Origin of the sequence: Pseudomonas sp. S37 (assembly GCF_016658545.1) — a bacterium.
Taxonomy (GTDB): domain Bacteria; phylum Pseudomonadota; class Gammaproteobacteria; order Pseudomonadales; family Pseudomonadaceae; genus Aquipseudomonas.
This window is the reverse complement of record NZ_JACVZC010000083.1, coordinates 12,873-28,459: the sequence shown is the minus strand read 5'-3', so window position 1 is coordinate 28,459 and position 15,587 is coordinate 12,873. Positions and strand designations below refer to the sequence as shown.

Annotated in this window: 15 protein-coding genes; 4 read left to right on the top strand and 11 right to left on the bottom strand. The window is 64.0% G+C overall.

Going from position 1 to position 15,587, the window contains the following annotated elements:
* Window positions 1-59: 59 nt before the first annotated feature.
* Together IAE39_RS20915 and IAE39_RS20910 are read right to left on the bottom strand one after the other, a co-directional pair.
* Window positions 60-1,229 (bottom strand): UxaA family hydrolase, encoded by a 1,170-nt coding sequence (locus tag IAE39_RS20915; protein ID WP_201206080.1) that lies wholly within the window; start codon window positions 1,227-1,229, stop codon window positions 60-62.
* Between the two features lie 2 nt (window positions 1,230-1,231).
* Window positions 1,232-1,516, bottom strand: a complete 285-nt coding sequence (locus tag IAE39_RS20910; RefSeq protein WP_043199623.1) for a UxaA family hydrolase — start codon at window positions 1,514-1,516, stop codon at window positions 1,232-1,234.
* A gap of 136 nt (window positions 1,517-1,652) precedes the next feature.
* Here IAE39_RS20910 and IAE39_RS20905 point away from each other — a divergent pair, with 136 nt between their 5' ends.
* Both IAE39_RS20905 and IAE39_RS20900 read left to right on the top strand, forming a co-directional pair.
* A complete protein-coding gene (locus IAE39_RS20905; protein WP_201206078.1) occupies window positions 1,653-2,393 on the top strand; it encodes a GntR family transcriptional regulator in 741 nt (246 codons plus the stop codon).
* A gap of 116 nt (window positions 2,394-2,509) precedes the next feature.
* Window positions 2,510-4,618 (top strand): TonB-dependent receptor family protein, encoded by a 2,109-nt coding sequence (locus tag IAE39_RS20900; protein WP_236548735.1) that lies wholly within the window; start codon window positions 2,510-2,512, stop codon window positions 4,616-4,618.
* A gap of 156 nt (window positions 4,619-4,774) precedes the next feature.
* On the opposite strand, the gene IAE39_RS20895 is transcribed toward IAE39_RS20900, so the two are convergent.
* The 9 genes from IAE39_RS20895 to IAE39_RS20855 form a co-directional block, all read right to left on the bottom strand.
* A complete protein-coding gene (locus tag IAE39_RS20895; RefSeq protein ID WP_201206076.1) occupies window positions 4,775-5,530 on the bottom strand; it encodes an SDR family NAD(P)-dependent oxidoreductase in 756 nt (251 codons plus the stop codon).
* A gap of 116 nt (window positions 5,531-5,646) precedes the next feature.
* A complete protein-coding gene (locus IAE39_RS20890) occupies window positions 5,647-6,354 on the bottom strand; it encodes a GntR family transcriptional regulator (protein WP_201206074.1) in 708 nt (235 codons plus the stop codon).
* 205 nt (window positions 6,355-6,559) lie between these two features.
* Window positions 6,560-7,585 carry a proline racemase family protein gene (locus IAE39_RS20885; protein ID WP_201206072.1) on the bottom strand — a complete coding sequence of 342 codons (1,026 nt, stop codon included), beginning with the start codon at window positions 7,583-7,585 and terminating at the stop codon, window positions 6,560-6,562.
* Between the two features lie 10 nt (window positions 7,586-7,595).
* Window positions 7,596-9,077 (bottom strand): aldehyde dehydrogenase family protein, encoded by a 1,482-nt coding sequence (locus IAE39_RS20880; protein ID WP_201206070.1) that lies wholly within the window; start codon window positions 9,075-9,077, stop codon window positions 7,596-7,598.
* Window positions 9,074-10,354 carry an NAD(P)/FAD-dependent oxidoreductase gene (locus tag IAE39_RS20875; RefSeq protein ID WP_201206068.1) on the bottom strand — a complete coding sequence of 427 codons (1,281 nt, stop codon included), beginning with the start codon at window positions 10,352-10,354 and terminating at the stop codon, window positions 9,074-9,076. The genes IAE39_RS20880 and IAE39_RS20875 overlap by 4 nt, the downstream gene beginning before the upstream one ends.
* Before the next feature lie 146 nt (window positions 10,355-10,500).
* Window positions 10,501-11,376 (bottom strand): dihydrodipicolinate synthase family protein, encoded by an 876-nt coding sequence (locus IAE39_RS20870; RefSeq protein ID WP_201206066.1) that lies wholly within the window; start codon window positions 11,374-11,376, stop codon window positions 10,501-10,503.
* A 24-nt stretch (window positions 11,377-11,400) separates the two neighbouring features.
* Complete coding sequence (locus tag IAE39_RS20865; protein WP_201206064.1) at window positions 11,401-12,066, bottom strand: amino acid ABC transporter permease; 666 nt, start codon at window positions 12,064-12,066, stop codon at window positions 11,401-11,403.
* A gap of 10 nt (window positions 12,067-12,076) precedes the next feature.
* Window positions 12,077-12,748: an amino acid ABC transporter permease gene (locus IAE39_RS20860; RefSeq protein ID WP_201206063.1), complete on the bottom strand. Its 672-nt coding sequence runs from the start codon at window positions 12,746-12,748 to the stop codon at window positions 12,077-12,079.
* A 10-nt stretch (window positions 12,749-12,758) separates the two neighbouring features.
* Window positions 12,759-13,580 carry an amino acid ABC transporter ATP-binding protein gene (locus IAE39_RS20855; protein ID WP_201206061.1) on the bottom strand — a complete coding sequence of 274 codons (822 nt, stop codon included), beginning with the start codon at window positions 13,578-13,580 and terminating at the stop codon, window positions 12,759-12,761.
* A gap of 302 nt (window positions 13,581-13,882) precedes the next feature.
* Here IAE39_RS20855 and IAE39_RS20850 point away from each other — a divergent pair, with 302 nt between their 5' ends.
* Together IAE39_RS20850 and IAE39_RS20845 are read left to right on the top strand one after the other, a co-directional pair.
* On the top strand, window positions 13,883-14,728 hold the full coding sequence (locus IAE39_RS20850; protein WP_201206059.1) for a transporter substrate-binding domain-containing protein: 846 nt from the start codon (window positions 13,883-13,885) through the stop codon (window positions 14,726-14,728).
* Window positions 14,721-15,491, top strand: coding sequence for an SDR family NAD(P)-dependent oxidoreductase (locus IAE39_RS20845; RefSeq protein ID WP_201206057.1), 771 nt, complete (start codon window positions 14,721-14,723; stop codon window positions 15,489-15,491). Before IAE39_RS20850 ends, IAE39_RS20845 begins: the two co-directional genes overlap by 8 nt.
* Window positions 15,492-15,587 lie beyond the last annotated feature (96 nt).

Sequence of the window (15,587 nt, the reverse complement as noted above, 5' to 3'; positions counted from 1 at the left end):
CTTCCCGCCCCGCCCCCCGCCCCCGCCCGGCCCCCCCCCCCCCCCCCCCCCGCGGCAGGTCAGGCGCTTTCGAACAGACGGGTCAGCACGAACTCGCGGTGCCCCAACGCTTCGGCAGCAGTGTAGCGGCCGTTGGCGGTGCGCAGCAGCATGTCGAGCAAGCGGTCGCCGGCATCGTCCATGTTGATTTCGCGCCGCAGCAGGCCGGACACATCCACGTCGATGTGTTCACCCATGGTGCGGAAGGTGCGCGGGTTGGCGCAGATCTTGATCACCGGCAATATCGGGTTGCCGATGACGTTGCCTTGGCCAGTGGGGAAAAAGTGCGCCACATACCCGGATGCTGCACACAGGGTGACCATTTCTGCGGCTGCGGATGACGAGTCCATGAACCACAAGCCCGGCCCGGTGGGCGCCTCGGCCTTGTCCAGCACCCCATCCACCCGGCATTTGCGGCCGATCTTCTGGATGTTGCCCAGGGCCTTTTCCTCGATGGTGGTCAGCCCGCCTTCGATGTTGCCCTTGGTTGGCTGCGACTCGGACAGGTCACTGGTTTTCCAGCGGTCGATCATGGCGCTGTAGCGGTCAAACATGAACTGGAACCGCTCGCGCACTGCCGGGGTGCTGCAGCGTTCGGCCACCAGGTGTTCGCCGCCGGTCAGCTCCGAGGTTTCACCGAACACCAGGGTGCAGCCTTGCGCATACAGCTTGTCGAAGGCGTTGCCCACGGTCGGGTTGGCGCCGCAGCCGGACGTGGTGTCGGACTCGCCGCACTTGGTCGACACCCACAGCTCGCTGATGTCGCATTCTTCGCGGCGCAGTTCGGTGGCGTACTGCACGAATTCGCGTGCCTTGCGCGAGGCGGCGCAGATGGTGTTGTGGTCGCCGTTCTGTTCGATCCAGAAGCCTTCGGCCGGTTTGCCGCTGGCACGGATGCCTTCTACCACGCGGCGGGTCCAGCCCGGTTCGATGCCAATGACCACCACCGCGGCCACGTTGGGGTTGCAGCCAGTGCCGATCAGGGTGCGGAAGTGCAGTTCAAGGTCCTCGCCAAACTGCAGCCGGCCATACGGGTGCGGCAGCCCGAGGGTGCCTTTGATGTTGTTGGCCACCGCTTCGGCGGCCGCATTGGAGATGTCGTCCACCGGCAGGATGATCACGTGGTTGCGAATGCCCACACGGCCATTGTCGCGGCGGTAGCCCAGGAAAGTGCGCCCATTGAGTTGCATGCTTACCACCTCTTGGTTTTGACGTTGTGGACGTGCAGGTGCTCGCCTTCACGGATGGGTTTGATCACCCGGCCGATGTCGACGCCGTACTTGATCACCGTGTCGCCTTCCTGCAGGTCACGGATGGCCAGCTTGTGGCCGATCGGGATGGCGTCACGCACCACGAATTCCAGGGTCTGGTCCTGGTCCATGACCCAGCCTGTCAACTTCTGGCCCGCCTGCACGCCTTCGACTACTACGACGCCGACGGCGTCGTCGGCATCGTGGACGACAAAATCAATGCTCATTGTTGTTCTCCTGTGACGGTCATTCATATGCCGTAAGTCATGTATAGGACATGAGTTATAGGATAGTCAAGGTGCGATGTTTTTTTTCGCGTCCGGGTTATACTTGGGCAACACGCATACGCGGTGACCGACAACCATGAACGAAGCCCTGCAAAACCCGCAGAAGGCCCCGACCTTCCAGCCGCTGTACATGCAGATCAAAGACTTGCTGATGGAGCGCATCAACACCGGGGAGTGGTCGCCTGGCACCTTCATTCCCAGCGAGGCGGCACTGGCGAGCACGTACCAGGTCAGCGTCGGCACCCTGCGCAAGGCGCTCAACGAGCTGGTGGCCGAAAACGTGGTGGTGCGCCAGCAGGGCAAGGGCACTTCGGTCGCCACCCATGACGGCGACCATGCCTTGTTCCGCTTCTTCAACATCTGCCGCCCGGACGGCGAGCGCTGCCTGCCGGTGTCGATCGTGCTGGGGCGCAAGGTGCGCAAGGCCACGGCGCAGGAAGTGCAGGAGCTGGGCTTGGCACCAGGCGGCAAGGTGATCCACATTTCGCGCACCCGCGAGCTGGACGGCAAGCCGGTCATCTACGAGGACATCATCCTCTGTGCCGACCGCTTCATAGGGCTGGAGCGCCAGCCCGAGGTGCTGCCCAACACCTTGTACAGGCTGTATCAGCAGCGCTTTGGTGCCACGGTGGCGCACGCCGATGAGCGTATTTTTGCCATCAGCGCCGATGCCAGCCAGGCCCAGGCGCTGGGTATCGCAACCGGTGCGCCGCTGCTGCAGATCGTGCGCACCGCCCTGGATTACCAGGGGCGGGCGATTGAAAAACGCCTGTCGGTGGTCAGTACCCAAGGGCACTGCTACATCAACAGGATCTGATGCGCTGTCGCCATTGGCGATTTGAATTCTTTTTTTGCGTTGAACCGTGCCCTTGCACGGTGGCGTTACCCCCGGTCGGGCTCGTGAGGTCGCGGCCGGGTTTCAGGAAGCTTTGAATGTACCCACTCACTTTTCGCCTGCCTGCCCAGCGCGGCCTACTCCTGCTTCTGGCGGGCAGCCTCAGCACCTGCGGCCTTGCCGCCACGGGTGCACCTGCAACAGTGCTCATCGAGCCGTTGGTGGTCACCGGCGCCTATGCGCCGACCAGCACGTTCGACCTGCCGTTTTCGGTCGATACCATCGACCTGTCCCATGGCACCGATGGCCAGCTTGGCGTCAACCTCTCGGAGGTACTGACCAAGGTGCCCGGGCTGGTGGTGCAGAACCGCCAGAACTATGCCCAGGACCTGCAGATTTCCTCGCGGGGTTATGGCGCACGCTCGGCCTTCGGCGTGCGTGGCATCAAGCTGCTGAGCGATGGTATTCCCGCCAGCACCCCCGATGGCCAAGGGCAGGCGGCCACGCTGAACCTGGACGTGGCCGAGCGCATCGAAGTGCTGCGCGGCCCGGCCGCGACGCTGTATGGCAGCAACGCGGGCGGGGTGATCCAGATGTTCAGTCGCGACGGCCAGGGCCCGGCCCGTGTGGGTGCCGAAACCACCTTCGGCAGTGACGGTTTCAACAAGAACCACCTGTCCGCCGAGGGCGGTAACGACACCGCCGGTTTCGTGCTGGATGCCTCGCGGATGGACACCGATGGCTACCGCGACCACAGTGCCGCACGCCGCGACCAGACCTTCGCCAAGGTCAACTTCAAGCCCGACGACGATTCGCGCATGGCGCTGATCTACAGCAGCCTGGAGCAGAACAACACGCAAGACCCGCTGGGGCAGACCTGGGACGCCTACAAGCACGACCCGCGCTCCACTGCCGCAGTGGCGCAGACCTACAACACGCGCAAGAGCATCGACCACCAGCAACTGGGCATGAACTACGAGCGCTACTTTGGCGACGCCACCTTGCAGTTCAACTTGTACGCGGGGCAACGCAGCGTCGTGCAGTACCTGTCCATCCCCCGAACGGTGGTCTCCAACAGCCAGCGTGGCGGTGGCGTGGTCGACTTCGACCGCGAATTCCATGGCGGCACCTTGCGCTGGATCCAGCCGGTTGCCGACGTGCCCGGCAACCTCACCTTCACCGTCGGTGCCGATTACGACCAGAGCAAGGATGACCGCCGCGGCTACCAGAACTTCAGTGGCGACCAGTTGGGTGTGAAAGGCGAGCTGCGCCGTGACGAGCAGGACACCGCCACCAGCCTGGACCCGTACCTGCAGGCGCATTGGGAAATCGGCAACTGGACCAGCGAATTGGGGCTGCGTTACAGCACCATGAAAATGCGCGTCGACGACCACTACCTGGCCAACGGTGATTCCAGCGGTTCGAAGAAGTACCAGCAGGCTACGCCGTCGCTGTCGGTGATGTACGCCTTTACACCGGACCTGCGCGGTTACGTGAGCGTTGGCAAAGGTTTCGAAACCCCCACCCAGGCCGAGATGGCCTACGCACCGGGCGAAGTCGAAAGCTTCAACTTCGGGCTCAAGCCTGCTACCAGCATGCAGTATGAAATGGGCGTGAAGTACCGGCTGAACGAGCGCACGCGGCTGAATGCGGCGGTGTACGAAATTCAGACCGATGACGAGATTGTCGTTGACCGTTCAACGGACGGGCGCACCAGTTATCGCAATGCCGGTCGCACCCTGCGCAGGGGCTTCGAGGCGAGCCTGCAGAGTGACTTGAGCGAGCAGTGGCAGGCTACCGTGGTGTATACCCGCACCGATGCGCGCTACGCCGAGGATGTCAGCCAGGCCATCGAACGTGGTAACCGCCTGCCGGGCGTGCCGCTGGACAACCTGTATGGCGAGCTGGTGTGGAAGCCTGTTGCGTCGGTCAGCATGGGGGTTGAAGGGCAGTACCGCAGCAAGGTGTATGTAGACGACAGCAACGACGCCAAGGCGGCACCGGCGTATGCCGTGTTCAACTGGCGTACACGCTTTGAACAGCATGTCGGGGCGTGGACGTTCCACCAACTGGTGCGCCTGGACAACCTGTTTGACCGGCAGTATGTGGGGTCGGTGATTGTCGGGGATAGCAACGGGCGGTACTACGAGGCGGCGCCCGGGCGTTCGTGGTATGCGGGGGCGGGGTTGGAGTATCAGTTCCGTTAGTTTGACTATCTGAGACCGCACGCAACCCCTTGTAGGAGCGGGTTCACCCGCGAAGCAGGCACCGCGGTAGAAGGCACCGGCTTTGCCGGTGTTCGCGGGTGAACCCGCTCCTACAGGGTGCTGCGCTCGCATTCGGATTCTGTGCAAGAGTGTTGCTCAGGCCACCGCCTGCGCCCCGGTAATCTCCACCAGCGACCCACACATGAACGCCGCCTCATCAGAAGCCAGGAACGCCACCAGCGCCGCCACTTCTTCCGGCTTGCCAATACGCCCGAACGGCACCATGCGGTCCAGGTCGGCAATGGTGCGGCCAGAACGCAACACGCCCGCCTCGAGCATCGGCGTGTGGATCTCGCCCGGGCACACCGCATTCACGCGGATCTTCTGCGGCGCGTAATCCCGCGCCAGGTTCTGCGTGAACGAGGCCACTGCTGCCTTGGTCACGTTATAGGCAATGTGCCCCGGCGCGGGGTACAGGCCCCACTGCGAAGCGGTATTGACGATAGCGCCGCCACCGGCTGCGATCATGCCTGGCAGCACGGCGCGGCACAGGTGGAACATGGCGTCGAGGTTGACCGCAAAGCTGCTGTGCCAGTCGTCTTCAGTCAGTGCCAGCAGGTTGCCACGGCGGTTGATGCCGGCATTGTTGACCAGCACGTCGATGCGCCCGAACTCGCTGGCAACCGCCTGCACCAGGCCATGGCAGGCCTCACCCGCAGCAATGTCGGCAGCCATGGCCAATGCCTGGCCTCCGGCGTCGGCAATGGCCTGCGCAACGGCCTGCGCCGCGTCCAGGTTGACGTCACTTACCACCACCGTTGCACCTTCGCCGGCCAGCCGGCTGGCAATGGCCGCGCCAATGCCTCCTGCACCACCGGTCACGATTGCCACTTTGTTCTCGAACCTGTTCATCGGCGACTCCTGTTTTATTGTGTGCAGGGTTGCATGCAAAATAGTGAGTGGGCGTGCGAGTGTCAACAGGACTGAGTGATCAGTCCCGGTAACAGGGTTTCAGCGGGTTTTGCCGGTCAGGCGATGGACATGCGCGCGGTAAGGTTCTGCTGCATGTAATCGAGGAAACGGCGTTGGAACAGCATGGTGTGTTCGTGCGCAGCGGCTTCGGCGGCATCGGCGTCGCGGGCGGCGATGGCCTCGATGATTTCATCGTGGTCGCGGCCCAGGCGGTGGGCACTGGCCGAGCTGACCACGTGGTCGAAGTGCAGGTGCAGCAAGCGCTGGCCTTCGCCCAGCAGGCGTTCGTAGTAGTTGATGAAGTAGGGGTTGCGCCCGGCCTGGGCAATGGCCATGTGGAAGGCCTTGTTCCGCTCGGACATGGCCTGGAAATCGCCACTGGTCACGGCCTTGAGGTAGGCGGCGTCGGCCTTGCGAATGGCCGCCAGGTCCTCGTCGCGGTGCTGGGTGGCGGCCAGGCGGGTGACGGCGCGCTGGATCAGGTCGAGTGCGGAGATGTAGTTGGGGAACTCCTCGATCTCGAACGGCGTCACCAGCGTGGTGCGGTTCGGCAGGATCACTACCAGGCCTTCGGTAATCAGGCGAGCCAGGGCATCGCGCACCGGCGAGCGCGACAAGCCAAACTGCGCGGCCAGTGACACTTCGTCCAGTTGCACGCCGGGTTTGAGCTTGAGGGTGAGGATCTGTTTGCGCAGCTCTTCGTATATGTAGCGGCCGCCATGGCGTCGTGGTGCGCCTTCGGTATCGGTATCTTTGGCCATCATCAGGTCTCGGTTGGGCTCGCCCGTATCATACAGGCGGGCCCTTGTAATTATCATCCCGGGTTGACCGGGCACCCTGTAGGAGCGGCCTTGTGTCGCGATGGGCCGCGCAGCGGCCCCAGTTTTCGATGTCACCGCGAAGATTGCCGGGGCCGCAGCGCGGCCCATCGCGACACAAGGCCGCTCCTACAGAGGGGGTGTGCATAGTTCAGGAAATGCCGGCCCCCCAGGTGTCGCTCAGCATGAACCCGGCCGCCAGCGGGTCGTCCGGGTCTACCCCTAGCTGTTGCAGGCCATACAACCAGGCCCGCCCGGTCACCCGTGGCAGCACCGCCGGCCGCCCGCCAACTTGCCCATGGCCCAGCAACTCGACCTGGAACTGCCCGCCAATGGTCGAGCGCGACACCAGTTGGTCACCGGCCTGCACCAGCCCGCGTGCCGCCAGTGTGGCCAGGTTGGCCGAACTGCCGGTGCCACAGGGCGAACGGTCGACCCGCCCCGGTGGCAGGGTGGTACAGGTCTGGTAGGTGCGCGCGTCCAGGCGGTTGCGGAACATCACGTAGGCCACCTGGTTCACCGAGGGTAGCAACGGGTGCTGGATATCCAGTTGGCGGTTGATCACTGCCTTCAACGCCACACCGGCATCAGCCAGCGCGCGGGCATTTTCCGGGGCAATCGACAGGCCGGTCTGCGCCACGTCGATCAGCGCGTAATACACGCCGCCGAATGCCACGTCGATGTTGATCCTGCCGAACTGCTCGGTGTCGATGGCCAGGTCCAGGTGTTCGACAAAGGCCGGCACCATGTCCAGCGACACACTCAGGCAGCGCCCGTCCGCGCACTGGGCACGGGCGGTGACCAGGCCGGCCGGGGTATCCAGCACCACGGTGGTTTCCGGTTCCTGCATGGGCACCATACCGAGCTCCAGCAAGGCGGTGACCACGCAAATGCAGTTGCTGCCAGACATCGGGTGGGCCTTGTCGGCCTGCAGCACGATAAAGCCCGCCTGCGCCTCCGGCCGGGTGGGCGGTAGCAGCAGGTTGACCGACATTTGCAGGCAGCCGCGCGGTTCCAGCGTTACCAGGCGACGCAGGCTGTCATCGACCTCGTTGATGTAGTTCATCTTGTCCAGCATGCTGGCGCCGGGGATACCCAGCACGCCGCCGGTGATGACCTTGCCGATTTCGCCTTCGCAGTGCACTTCGGCCAGCTGCAAGGTCTGTTTCCAACGCATGGGTGTTACCTCACTTGATGTACCAGCCCCAAGGCTGCTCGCTGTCGTAGCGGGTGATCTGCTTGGTTTCCAGGTAGTTGTTCAGGCCCCATTCACCCAGCTCGCGGCCAATGCCGCTTTGCTTGTAGCCGCCCCACGGTGCTTCGGTGAAGGTCGGCTGCGAGCAGTTGATCCAGACGATGCCCGCCCGGAACTTGCGCGCCACACGCTCGCAACGCTGCAGGTCCCTGGACATGACCGCGGCGCCCAGGCCGAAGCGCGAGTTGTTGGCCGATCTTACCGCTTCTTCCTCGCTGTCGAACGGGCGGATGCACACCACCGGGCCGAAGATTTCCTCGTTCCACACCCAGCTGTCTTCCGGCACATCGGCAAAGACCGTGGGTTGCAGGTAGAAGCCTTTGTCCAGGTGCGCCGGGCGTTCGCCACCGCATACCAGCCGCGCGCCTTCCTCCAGGCCGCGGGCGATGGCTTGCAGGGTGCCTTCGTACTGGCTGCGGTTGACCAGCGGGCCGAGCAGCACGCCTTCTTGCATGCCGTTGCCGATCTTGATCTTGCGCGTCTCTTGCGCCAGGCGTGCCAACAGCGGTTCGTAGGCGGCGCGTTCGACCAGCACGCGGGAGGTGGCAGAGCAGACCTCGCCCTTGTTCCAGAAAATGCCGAACATGATCCACTCCACGGCCTGTTCGATATCGCTGTCGGCAAAGATCACGAACGGCGATTTGCCGCCCAGCTCCAGGGTGACGTTCTTGATGTCCTGGGCGGCCGCTTGCATGATGCGGCTGCCCACCGGCACGCTGCCGGTAAAGGCCAGTTTGTCCACGCCGGGGTGCGCGGTCAGTGCGGCGCCCACTTTGGAACCTGGGCCGGTAACAATGTTCAGCACACCGGCTGGCAGGCCCGCCTCATCAGCGATACGGGCCAGTTCCAGTGCGGTGAGGGACGTCTGCTCGGCGGGCTTGAGGATGATGCAGCAACCGGCCGCCAGGGCCGGGGCGATCTTCCACGCGGCCATCAGCATCGGGAAGTTCCACGGCACGATGGCACCGGCCACGCCGATTGGCTCTTTACGGGCTACCGAGCTGAAGCGGTCGTCGGCCAGCGTAATCGGCTTTTCGCGTGCGGCATCCAGCTGTTCGGCCAGGTTCGCGTAGAAGTCGAAGCAGCCTGCGGTGTCGCCGATGTCCCACATGGCTTCGGGGAACGGTTTGCCGTTGTCGCGTACTTCCAGTTCAGCCAGTGCTTCCTGGCGGGCACGGATGCCATCGGCGATCTTGCGCAGGTAGGCACCGCGCTGCCTACCGCTCAGGCGAGGCCAAGGGCCCTCGTCAAACGCGGCGCGGGCGGCTTTGACGGCGACGTCGATGTCGGCGGCGCTGCCCGAGGCGACGGTGGTGATCAGGCTTTCGTTGCTTGGGTCGAAGGACGCGAAGCTGCCGCCTTCGATCGGGCTGACCCATTTGCCGTTGATGTAGAACTGGTCGTAGCGGTTCATGCGTTTCCTCCAAGGACAGCAAAGCGCCGGGCGCTGAATGCCGAGAGATTCTGGGTGGGTGTGCGTTGGGCGGCGAGGTCACTGACCAGGCGGCCGGTGGTGGCGCCCAGGGTGAGGCCGAGCTGGCCGTGGCCGAAGGCCAGGATGGCGTTCTTCAGCCGTGGCGAACGGTCGATCACCGGTTTGGTGTCGGGCAGGAACGGCCGGTAGCCGACGCCGAATTCCATGCCTTGGGTGTTCAGTTGCGGCAGTACGCGGCGGGCCTTGTCCATGATGATTTCGGCGCGCTTGAAATTGGGTTCGGCATTGGCGCCGGCGAACTCGATGGTGCCGCCAATTTGCAGGCCGCGGGTCATCGGGGCGAAGCAGAAACCACCGTCGGCATAGATGACCGAGTGACGAATCTCCACACCCGGTTGTGGCAACACCGCCTGGTAACCGGCGATGCCCGCCAGCGGAATGTTCACACCGAGCGAGTCGAAGAAGGTGCGGGCCCCGGTGCCAGCGGCGACCACCAGCAGGTCAGCCGGAACGCGTGCGCCATCTTCCAGGGTCACGCCGGTCGCCTTGTCATGCTGCTCGTCGATTTTCGCCACACGCTGGCGAATGCGCACGCCGCCTTGGGCAATGAAGCTTTCGGTCAGGGCGGCAATGAACCCTTCGGTGTCATTCACCGCGCGCCAGTCCGGGAACATCAGGCCATGCTGGAACTTACCGGCCAGGGCCGGCTCCAGGTCGCTGATGGCTGCACCGTCCAGTTCTTCGGAACGGAAGCCCAGTTGCTTGCGCAGTTCCAGGTGCGGGCGCTCGTGCGCCAGGCCTGCGGGGGAGTCGAACACTTCGAGGATGGGCCGGTCGCCAAGCAGGGTCTTGTCGGAGCAGGCGTCCAGCAGCGGTGCGTAGTCGGCGTACACATGCTGGGTCAGGCGTGCCATGTCCTGGGCGATTTCGTTGATTTTTGCTGGCCGGGCGCAGGCCAGAAAGCGCATGAACCACGGCAGTATGCCGGGCAGGGCGCTGGGGCGCAGGGCCAGCGGGCCTTTCTGGTCGAGCAGCCAGCCGGGGATTTTCATCAGGATGCCGGGCTTGGACAGCGGGATGACTTCGCTGACCGCCATCTGCCCGCAGCTCCATTTGGCGGTGCTGTCGCCGGGGGCGGCAGGGTCGATCAGGGTGACCCGGTGGCCGTCGCGCTGCAAGTACAGCGCGCAGCACACGCCGACAATGCCGCCGCCGATGACGACAGCCTGTTGCGGTGAGGGGTGCGGGTTGTTCATGGGTCACAGGCTCTAGAGGGTATGTGAGGCCCCTGTGGGAGCGGGTTTACCCGCGAACACCGGCAAAGCCGGTGCCAGGCACCGCAGTGCCTGCTTCGCGGATAAACCCGCTCCCACAAGGTTCAGTTCAGGTCATTGCCTTTGCATCAGGCCTGGGAAGCCTCGAACACTTTGCGGAACCCGGCCTTCTCGTCATCGGTCAGCGGCAGCAGCGGCGCGCGTGCCGGGCCAACCTTGAAGCCGGCCAGTTCGGCGCCGTACTTGACCTTCTGCACGAACTTGCCGCTTTCCAGGTTGGCCATGGCCGGGAACAGGCTGCGCATGATCTGCTGCGCGCCGCGGATATCGCCGCCGGTGAAGGCGTTGTGGAAGGCCACGACCTTCTCCGGGAAGATGTTGGCCGGGCCACAGATCCAGCTGTCGGCGCCCCACAGGTAGAAGTCCAGGGCCTGGTCGTCCGAGCCGCACGACAGCTGGATGCCCTTGTATTTCTCACCGATCTCGATGGCGCGCAACAGGTTGCCGCTGCTTTCCTTGATACCGATCACACGTGGGTGCTGGTGCAGCGCGGCGATCACGTCCAGGCCCACCTCGACGTTGGTGCGGATCGGGTAGTTGTAGAGCACCACGTTGATCTCGGGGAAGGTCTCGAGAATGGTGTTGTAGTGCGCCAGTAGCTCTTCCTGGGACGGCAGCGCGTAGTAGGGCGGGGCGATCAGCAGGTTGTTGTAGCCGGCATCGACGGTCTGTTTGACCTGCTCCAGTACTTCGCGGGTGCAGGAGCCATTGGCGCCGGCGATCAGCGTGCCACGGTCACCGACCACTTCCTTTACAGTGGCCAGGATCTGCCGGCGTTCGTCGTTGGCCAGGGCGTAGTACTCACCGGTCGAGCCCAGCGGAACGAAGCCTTTGACGCCCGCGGCCAGTTGGTGCTCGAGGATGGCGGCGAGGGTGTCGTGGTCGACTTTGCCAGCCGCGTCGAACGGGGTGACCAGGGCGGGCAGGATGCCATTGAGTTTCATCAGGTAAGTCTCCTTGGGAACGTATCAGTAGGCGTAGCGACGAAGCAGGCGCCCCTCGACCACACCGACCAGGCGGGTGAGCGGGAAGGCCACCAGGAAATAGATGACGGCCACTGCCGAGAGAAACTCGACCGGGCGCGCGGTGCTGTTGGAAATGTTCTGGCCGACGAACATCAGGTCGGCGACCCCCACCGAGGAAATCAGCGCGCTCTCCTTGAACAGGCTGACCACGTTCGACAGCAGTGGCGGTACCGAGCGCAGCAGGGCTTGGGGGAACACCACGTACAGCACCTTCACCCGTGCGGTCAGGCCCAGGGCGATACAGGCGTCGTGCTGTTCGCCGGCGATCGACTTGAGCGCGCCGCGGAAGGTCTCGCTGGTGATCGCGCCCATGTACAGGGTCAGGGCAATCAGCACCGACACGTACGGCGGGATGTCCAGGCCGAACACCACCGGGAAGCAGAAAAACACCCAGAACAGCTGGATCAGCAGCGGCGTGCCGCGGAAAAACTCCACGTACAGGGCCAGCGGCAGGCGCACCAGCTTCAGTTTCACCTGGCGCAACAGGCTGACGGCGAAGCCCAGCAGGCTGCCGAGCAGCGCGCAGGCGGCGGTGAACGCCAGGGTCAGGGCCAGGCCCTTGAGCAGCACCGGCCAGTAGTGCAGGACAACCGAAAAATCGAGTGGCATGACGTTCTCCTCAGCGCTGCGCGGCCAGTTCCTGGCGCCGTTCGAACCACTGCACCAGTTGCGCGATCGGCAACGACAGGGCGAAGTAGATCAGCGCGATCAGGGTGTAGGTTTCCAGCGGGCGGTAGGCCTCGGTGGCCAGGCTCTTGCCCACGTACATCAGGTCGGCGACGGCGACGATGGCCACCAGCGCGCTTTGCTGCAGGGTGCCGATGCCGTTGGTGATCAGCACCGGCAGGGCGCTGCGCAGCGCCTGCGGCAGCACCACGTACAGGGTGCGTTGCCAGCCTTTCAGGCCCAGCGCGATCGAGGCATCCAGGTGCTCGCGCGGCACGGCCTGCACCCCGCCACGGTAGGCCTCGGCGTTGAACGCGGTCAGGTTCAGGCCCAGCGCCAGGAAGCCCATGGCGATCGGGTCGATGAACACGTCGAACAGCATCGGCACGCAGTAGAAGAACCAGACGATCTGCAGCAGCGCCGGGGTGCAGCGGAAGAACTCGATGAACAGTTGCGCCGGCCAGCGCACGAAGAACCAGCGGCTCAGGGTCATCAGGCACAGCACGAAGCCGCAAACCAGCCCGATCAGGTTCGAGACCAGGGCCAGCTCCAGCGTCACCTTGAGCCCGTCGAGCAGGGCCGGCAGGCTGCCGTTGAGAAAATGGAAATCGAATTGGTAGTTCATCGCCGCACCCTCAGTCGAACTGCACAACCTTCTCGAGAAACTCGCGCGTACGCGTTTCCCGAGGCTGGGTGAAGATCTGGTCCGGGTGGCCTTGCTCGACCACCTTGCCGTTGGCGCAAAACACCACGCGGGTAGCGATGTGCCGGGCGAAGTGCATGTCGTGGGTGACGATGATCATCGCCATCTTCTGCTCGGCCAGCTGCATCATCACGTTCTGCACTTCGATGACCATTTCCGGGTCGAGCGCCGAGGTGACTTCGTCGAACAGCATCAGGCGTGGCTCCAGCATCAGCGCCCGGGCAATTGCCACGCGCTGCTTCTGGCCACCGGAAAGCTGGCTGGGGTAGGCGTGCAGCTTGCTTTCCAGGCCTAGCCGGGCGAGGTACGCGCGGGCCTTTTCGGTGGCTTCGGCCTTGCCCATGCCGTGCACCTTGACCGGCGCCAGGATCAGGTTGCCGAGCACCGACAGGTGCGGGAACAGGGTGTAGTGCTGGAACACCATGCCAATCTGCTTGTGCAGGGCTTCGTCCAGCGGTTTGCCCTGCTTGCGGCTGCCGTCGATGTAGGGTTTGCCCTGGAACTGGATGCTGCCGCCCTGAATGCCTTCCAGGCCCATCAGCACCCGCAGCAGCGAGCTCTTGCCGCTGCCGGACGGGCCGATGATCACCAGGCGATCGTCGGCACGCATGCCCAGGTTCATCTGGTCCATCACCACCAACTGTTCGCTGTAGGCCTTGCGTACGCCGCGCAGCTGGATGAAATCGCCGCCCAGGGCGGAATTCGGGGTGAGCGCAGCCGGTGGCTGGGTAGCCAGCCGTTGGGGAGTGGTCATTTTTCAATCTCTCCGGTGATTTGTTCTTGTAGGCAGAAGAGCTAGCAAAAAATGGAACGCAGTATGTCTTGTTGAATCCTTCGATGTATGCAGCGATGTATTCAGGCTATTTCGCTGCAGCGCCCCCTGTCAACAGGCCCGACAGAAAATTTTTTGCGCACGCAAACCTGCCATTCGAGGGCTGTTGACAGGCTCAAGAAGACTTCCTATTTTGTATGCAGCCTTGCATGCATTGAGCTTTTCGATGCTTGGCTGTGCCGTACCTTCCTGCCAAAAACAAACCAAAATCAGTGAGGTTCACCATGCAGCTTCCCCTTCCGTCCTCCCTAAAAACGCTGATTGTCGGCGCCAGCCTGTGCGGTGCCCTGTTGGCGCAGGGCGCCGCCCAGGCGGCAGAAACCTCGATCTGGCAGGACGTGCAGAAAGCCGGCGTATTGCGCTGCGGCGCTGCAGTGGCCGCGCCCTATGTGATGCGCGACGCCGGCAGCGGTGATTACAGTGGCTATTTCGTCGACCTGTGCCGTGACTTCGGCGAGAAGGTGCTGAAGGTCAAGGTGGCCTTCGTCGACACCAGCTGGGACAACCTGGTGGCCGGCTTGCAAAGCAACAAGTGGGACCTGGCAATGGCCCTGAACCAGACCCCGGAGCGCGCCCTGGCGGTGGGTTTCACCGTGCCGGCGACCGACTACCAGATATCGCTGCTGGTGAACAAGAACAACCCCAAGCTGGCCGAGGTGAAGGACGATATCAACGCGCTCGACAAGCCGGAGGTGACCTTCGCGGTGATGTCCGGTACCGCGCAGGACAAGGCCATTACCTCGGTGATTCGCAACGGCAAGATCATGCGTCTGCCAGGCATGGATGAAGCACGCCTGGCGGTGATGTCCAAGCGCGCCGATGTGCTGGTAGACGCCAGTGACACCAATCACCTGTTCGCCCTGGCCAACCCCGCCTGGGCCCGCGAGATCCTGCCCAAGCCGGCGCTGGCCAAGCAGGGGGTGTCGTTTGGCGTGCGCCGTGACATTTCTACGGCAGACCTGCAGGTACTGAACATCTACCTGTCGCAGCGCCGCGAGACCGGTGACATCCAGCGGCTGGTGGACAAGGCCTCGCTCGCCGCCAACGCCGAGGTGAACAAGCATGAGTGATCTGGCACGCCCGCTGGCCGGGCAGGCGGTACTGGTGACCGGTGGCTCTGGCGGCATCGGTGCAGCGATCGTCGAGCGGCTGGTGGGCGAAGGCGCCAAAGTGTTGATCCATTACGGCCGCGATGTGCAGGGCGCCGAGCTATTACTGGCGCGCGTGGGTGGTAATGGTTGGCTCGTACAGGGCGACCTGAGCCAAGACGACGGCCCGGACACACTTTGGCAAACCGCGCTGGAACTGGCAGGCGGGCGCATTCACGGGCTGGTCAACAATGCCGGTATCCGCAACGAAATACCGCTGGATGCACCTGCGGCGCAGTGGCGTGCCGCCTGGCGCAAGGAGTTCCAGGTCAACTTCTTTGCCGCGGCAGACCTGTGCCGCCTGGCGGTGGCGCATTTTTGCATGCACGGTGGCGGGCGCATCATCAACATGGCCAGCCGCGCTGCCCAGCGCGGTTATGCGGCCGATGCCCTGCCATACGGCTGCAGCAAGGCGGCACTGGTCAACCTGACCAAGTCACTGGCGCGCAGCGTGGCCGGGCAGGGCGTGGTGGCGCTGGCGATTGCCCCGGGCTGGGTGCGTACCGACATGGCCGAGCAGTTCATTGCCCAGCATGGCGAGGCGGCGGCGGTGGCGGATATCCCGGTGGGGCGCATGGCCAGCCCGGGCGAGATTGCCGAACTGGTGGCGTTTGCCTTGCGGCCTTCGCAGGTGTCGCTCAACGGGGCGACGCTGGATGTGAATGGTGGCAGTTATATCCGCTGAGGCCCTTTGGGGGCGCTTTGCGCCCCTTTCGCGACACAAGGCCGCTCCTACAAGAGATCGCGTTCCCTTGTAGGAGCGGCCTTGCGTCGCGATGGG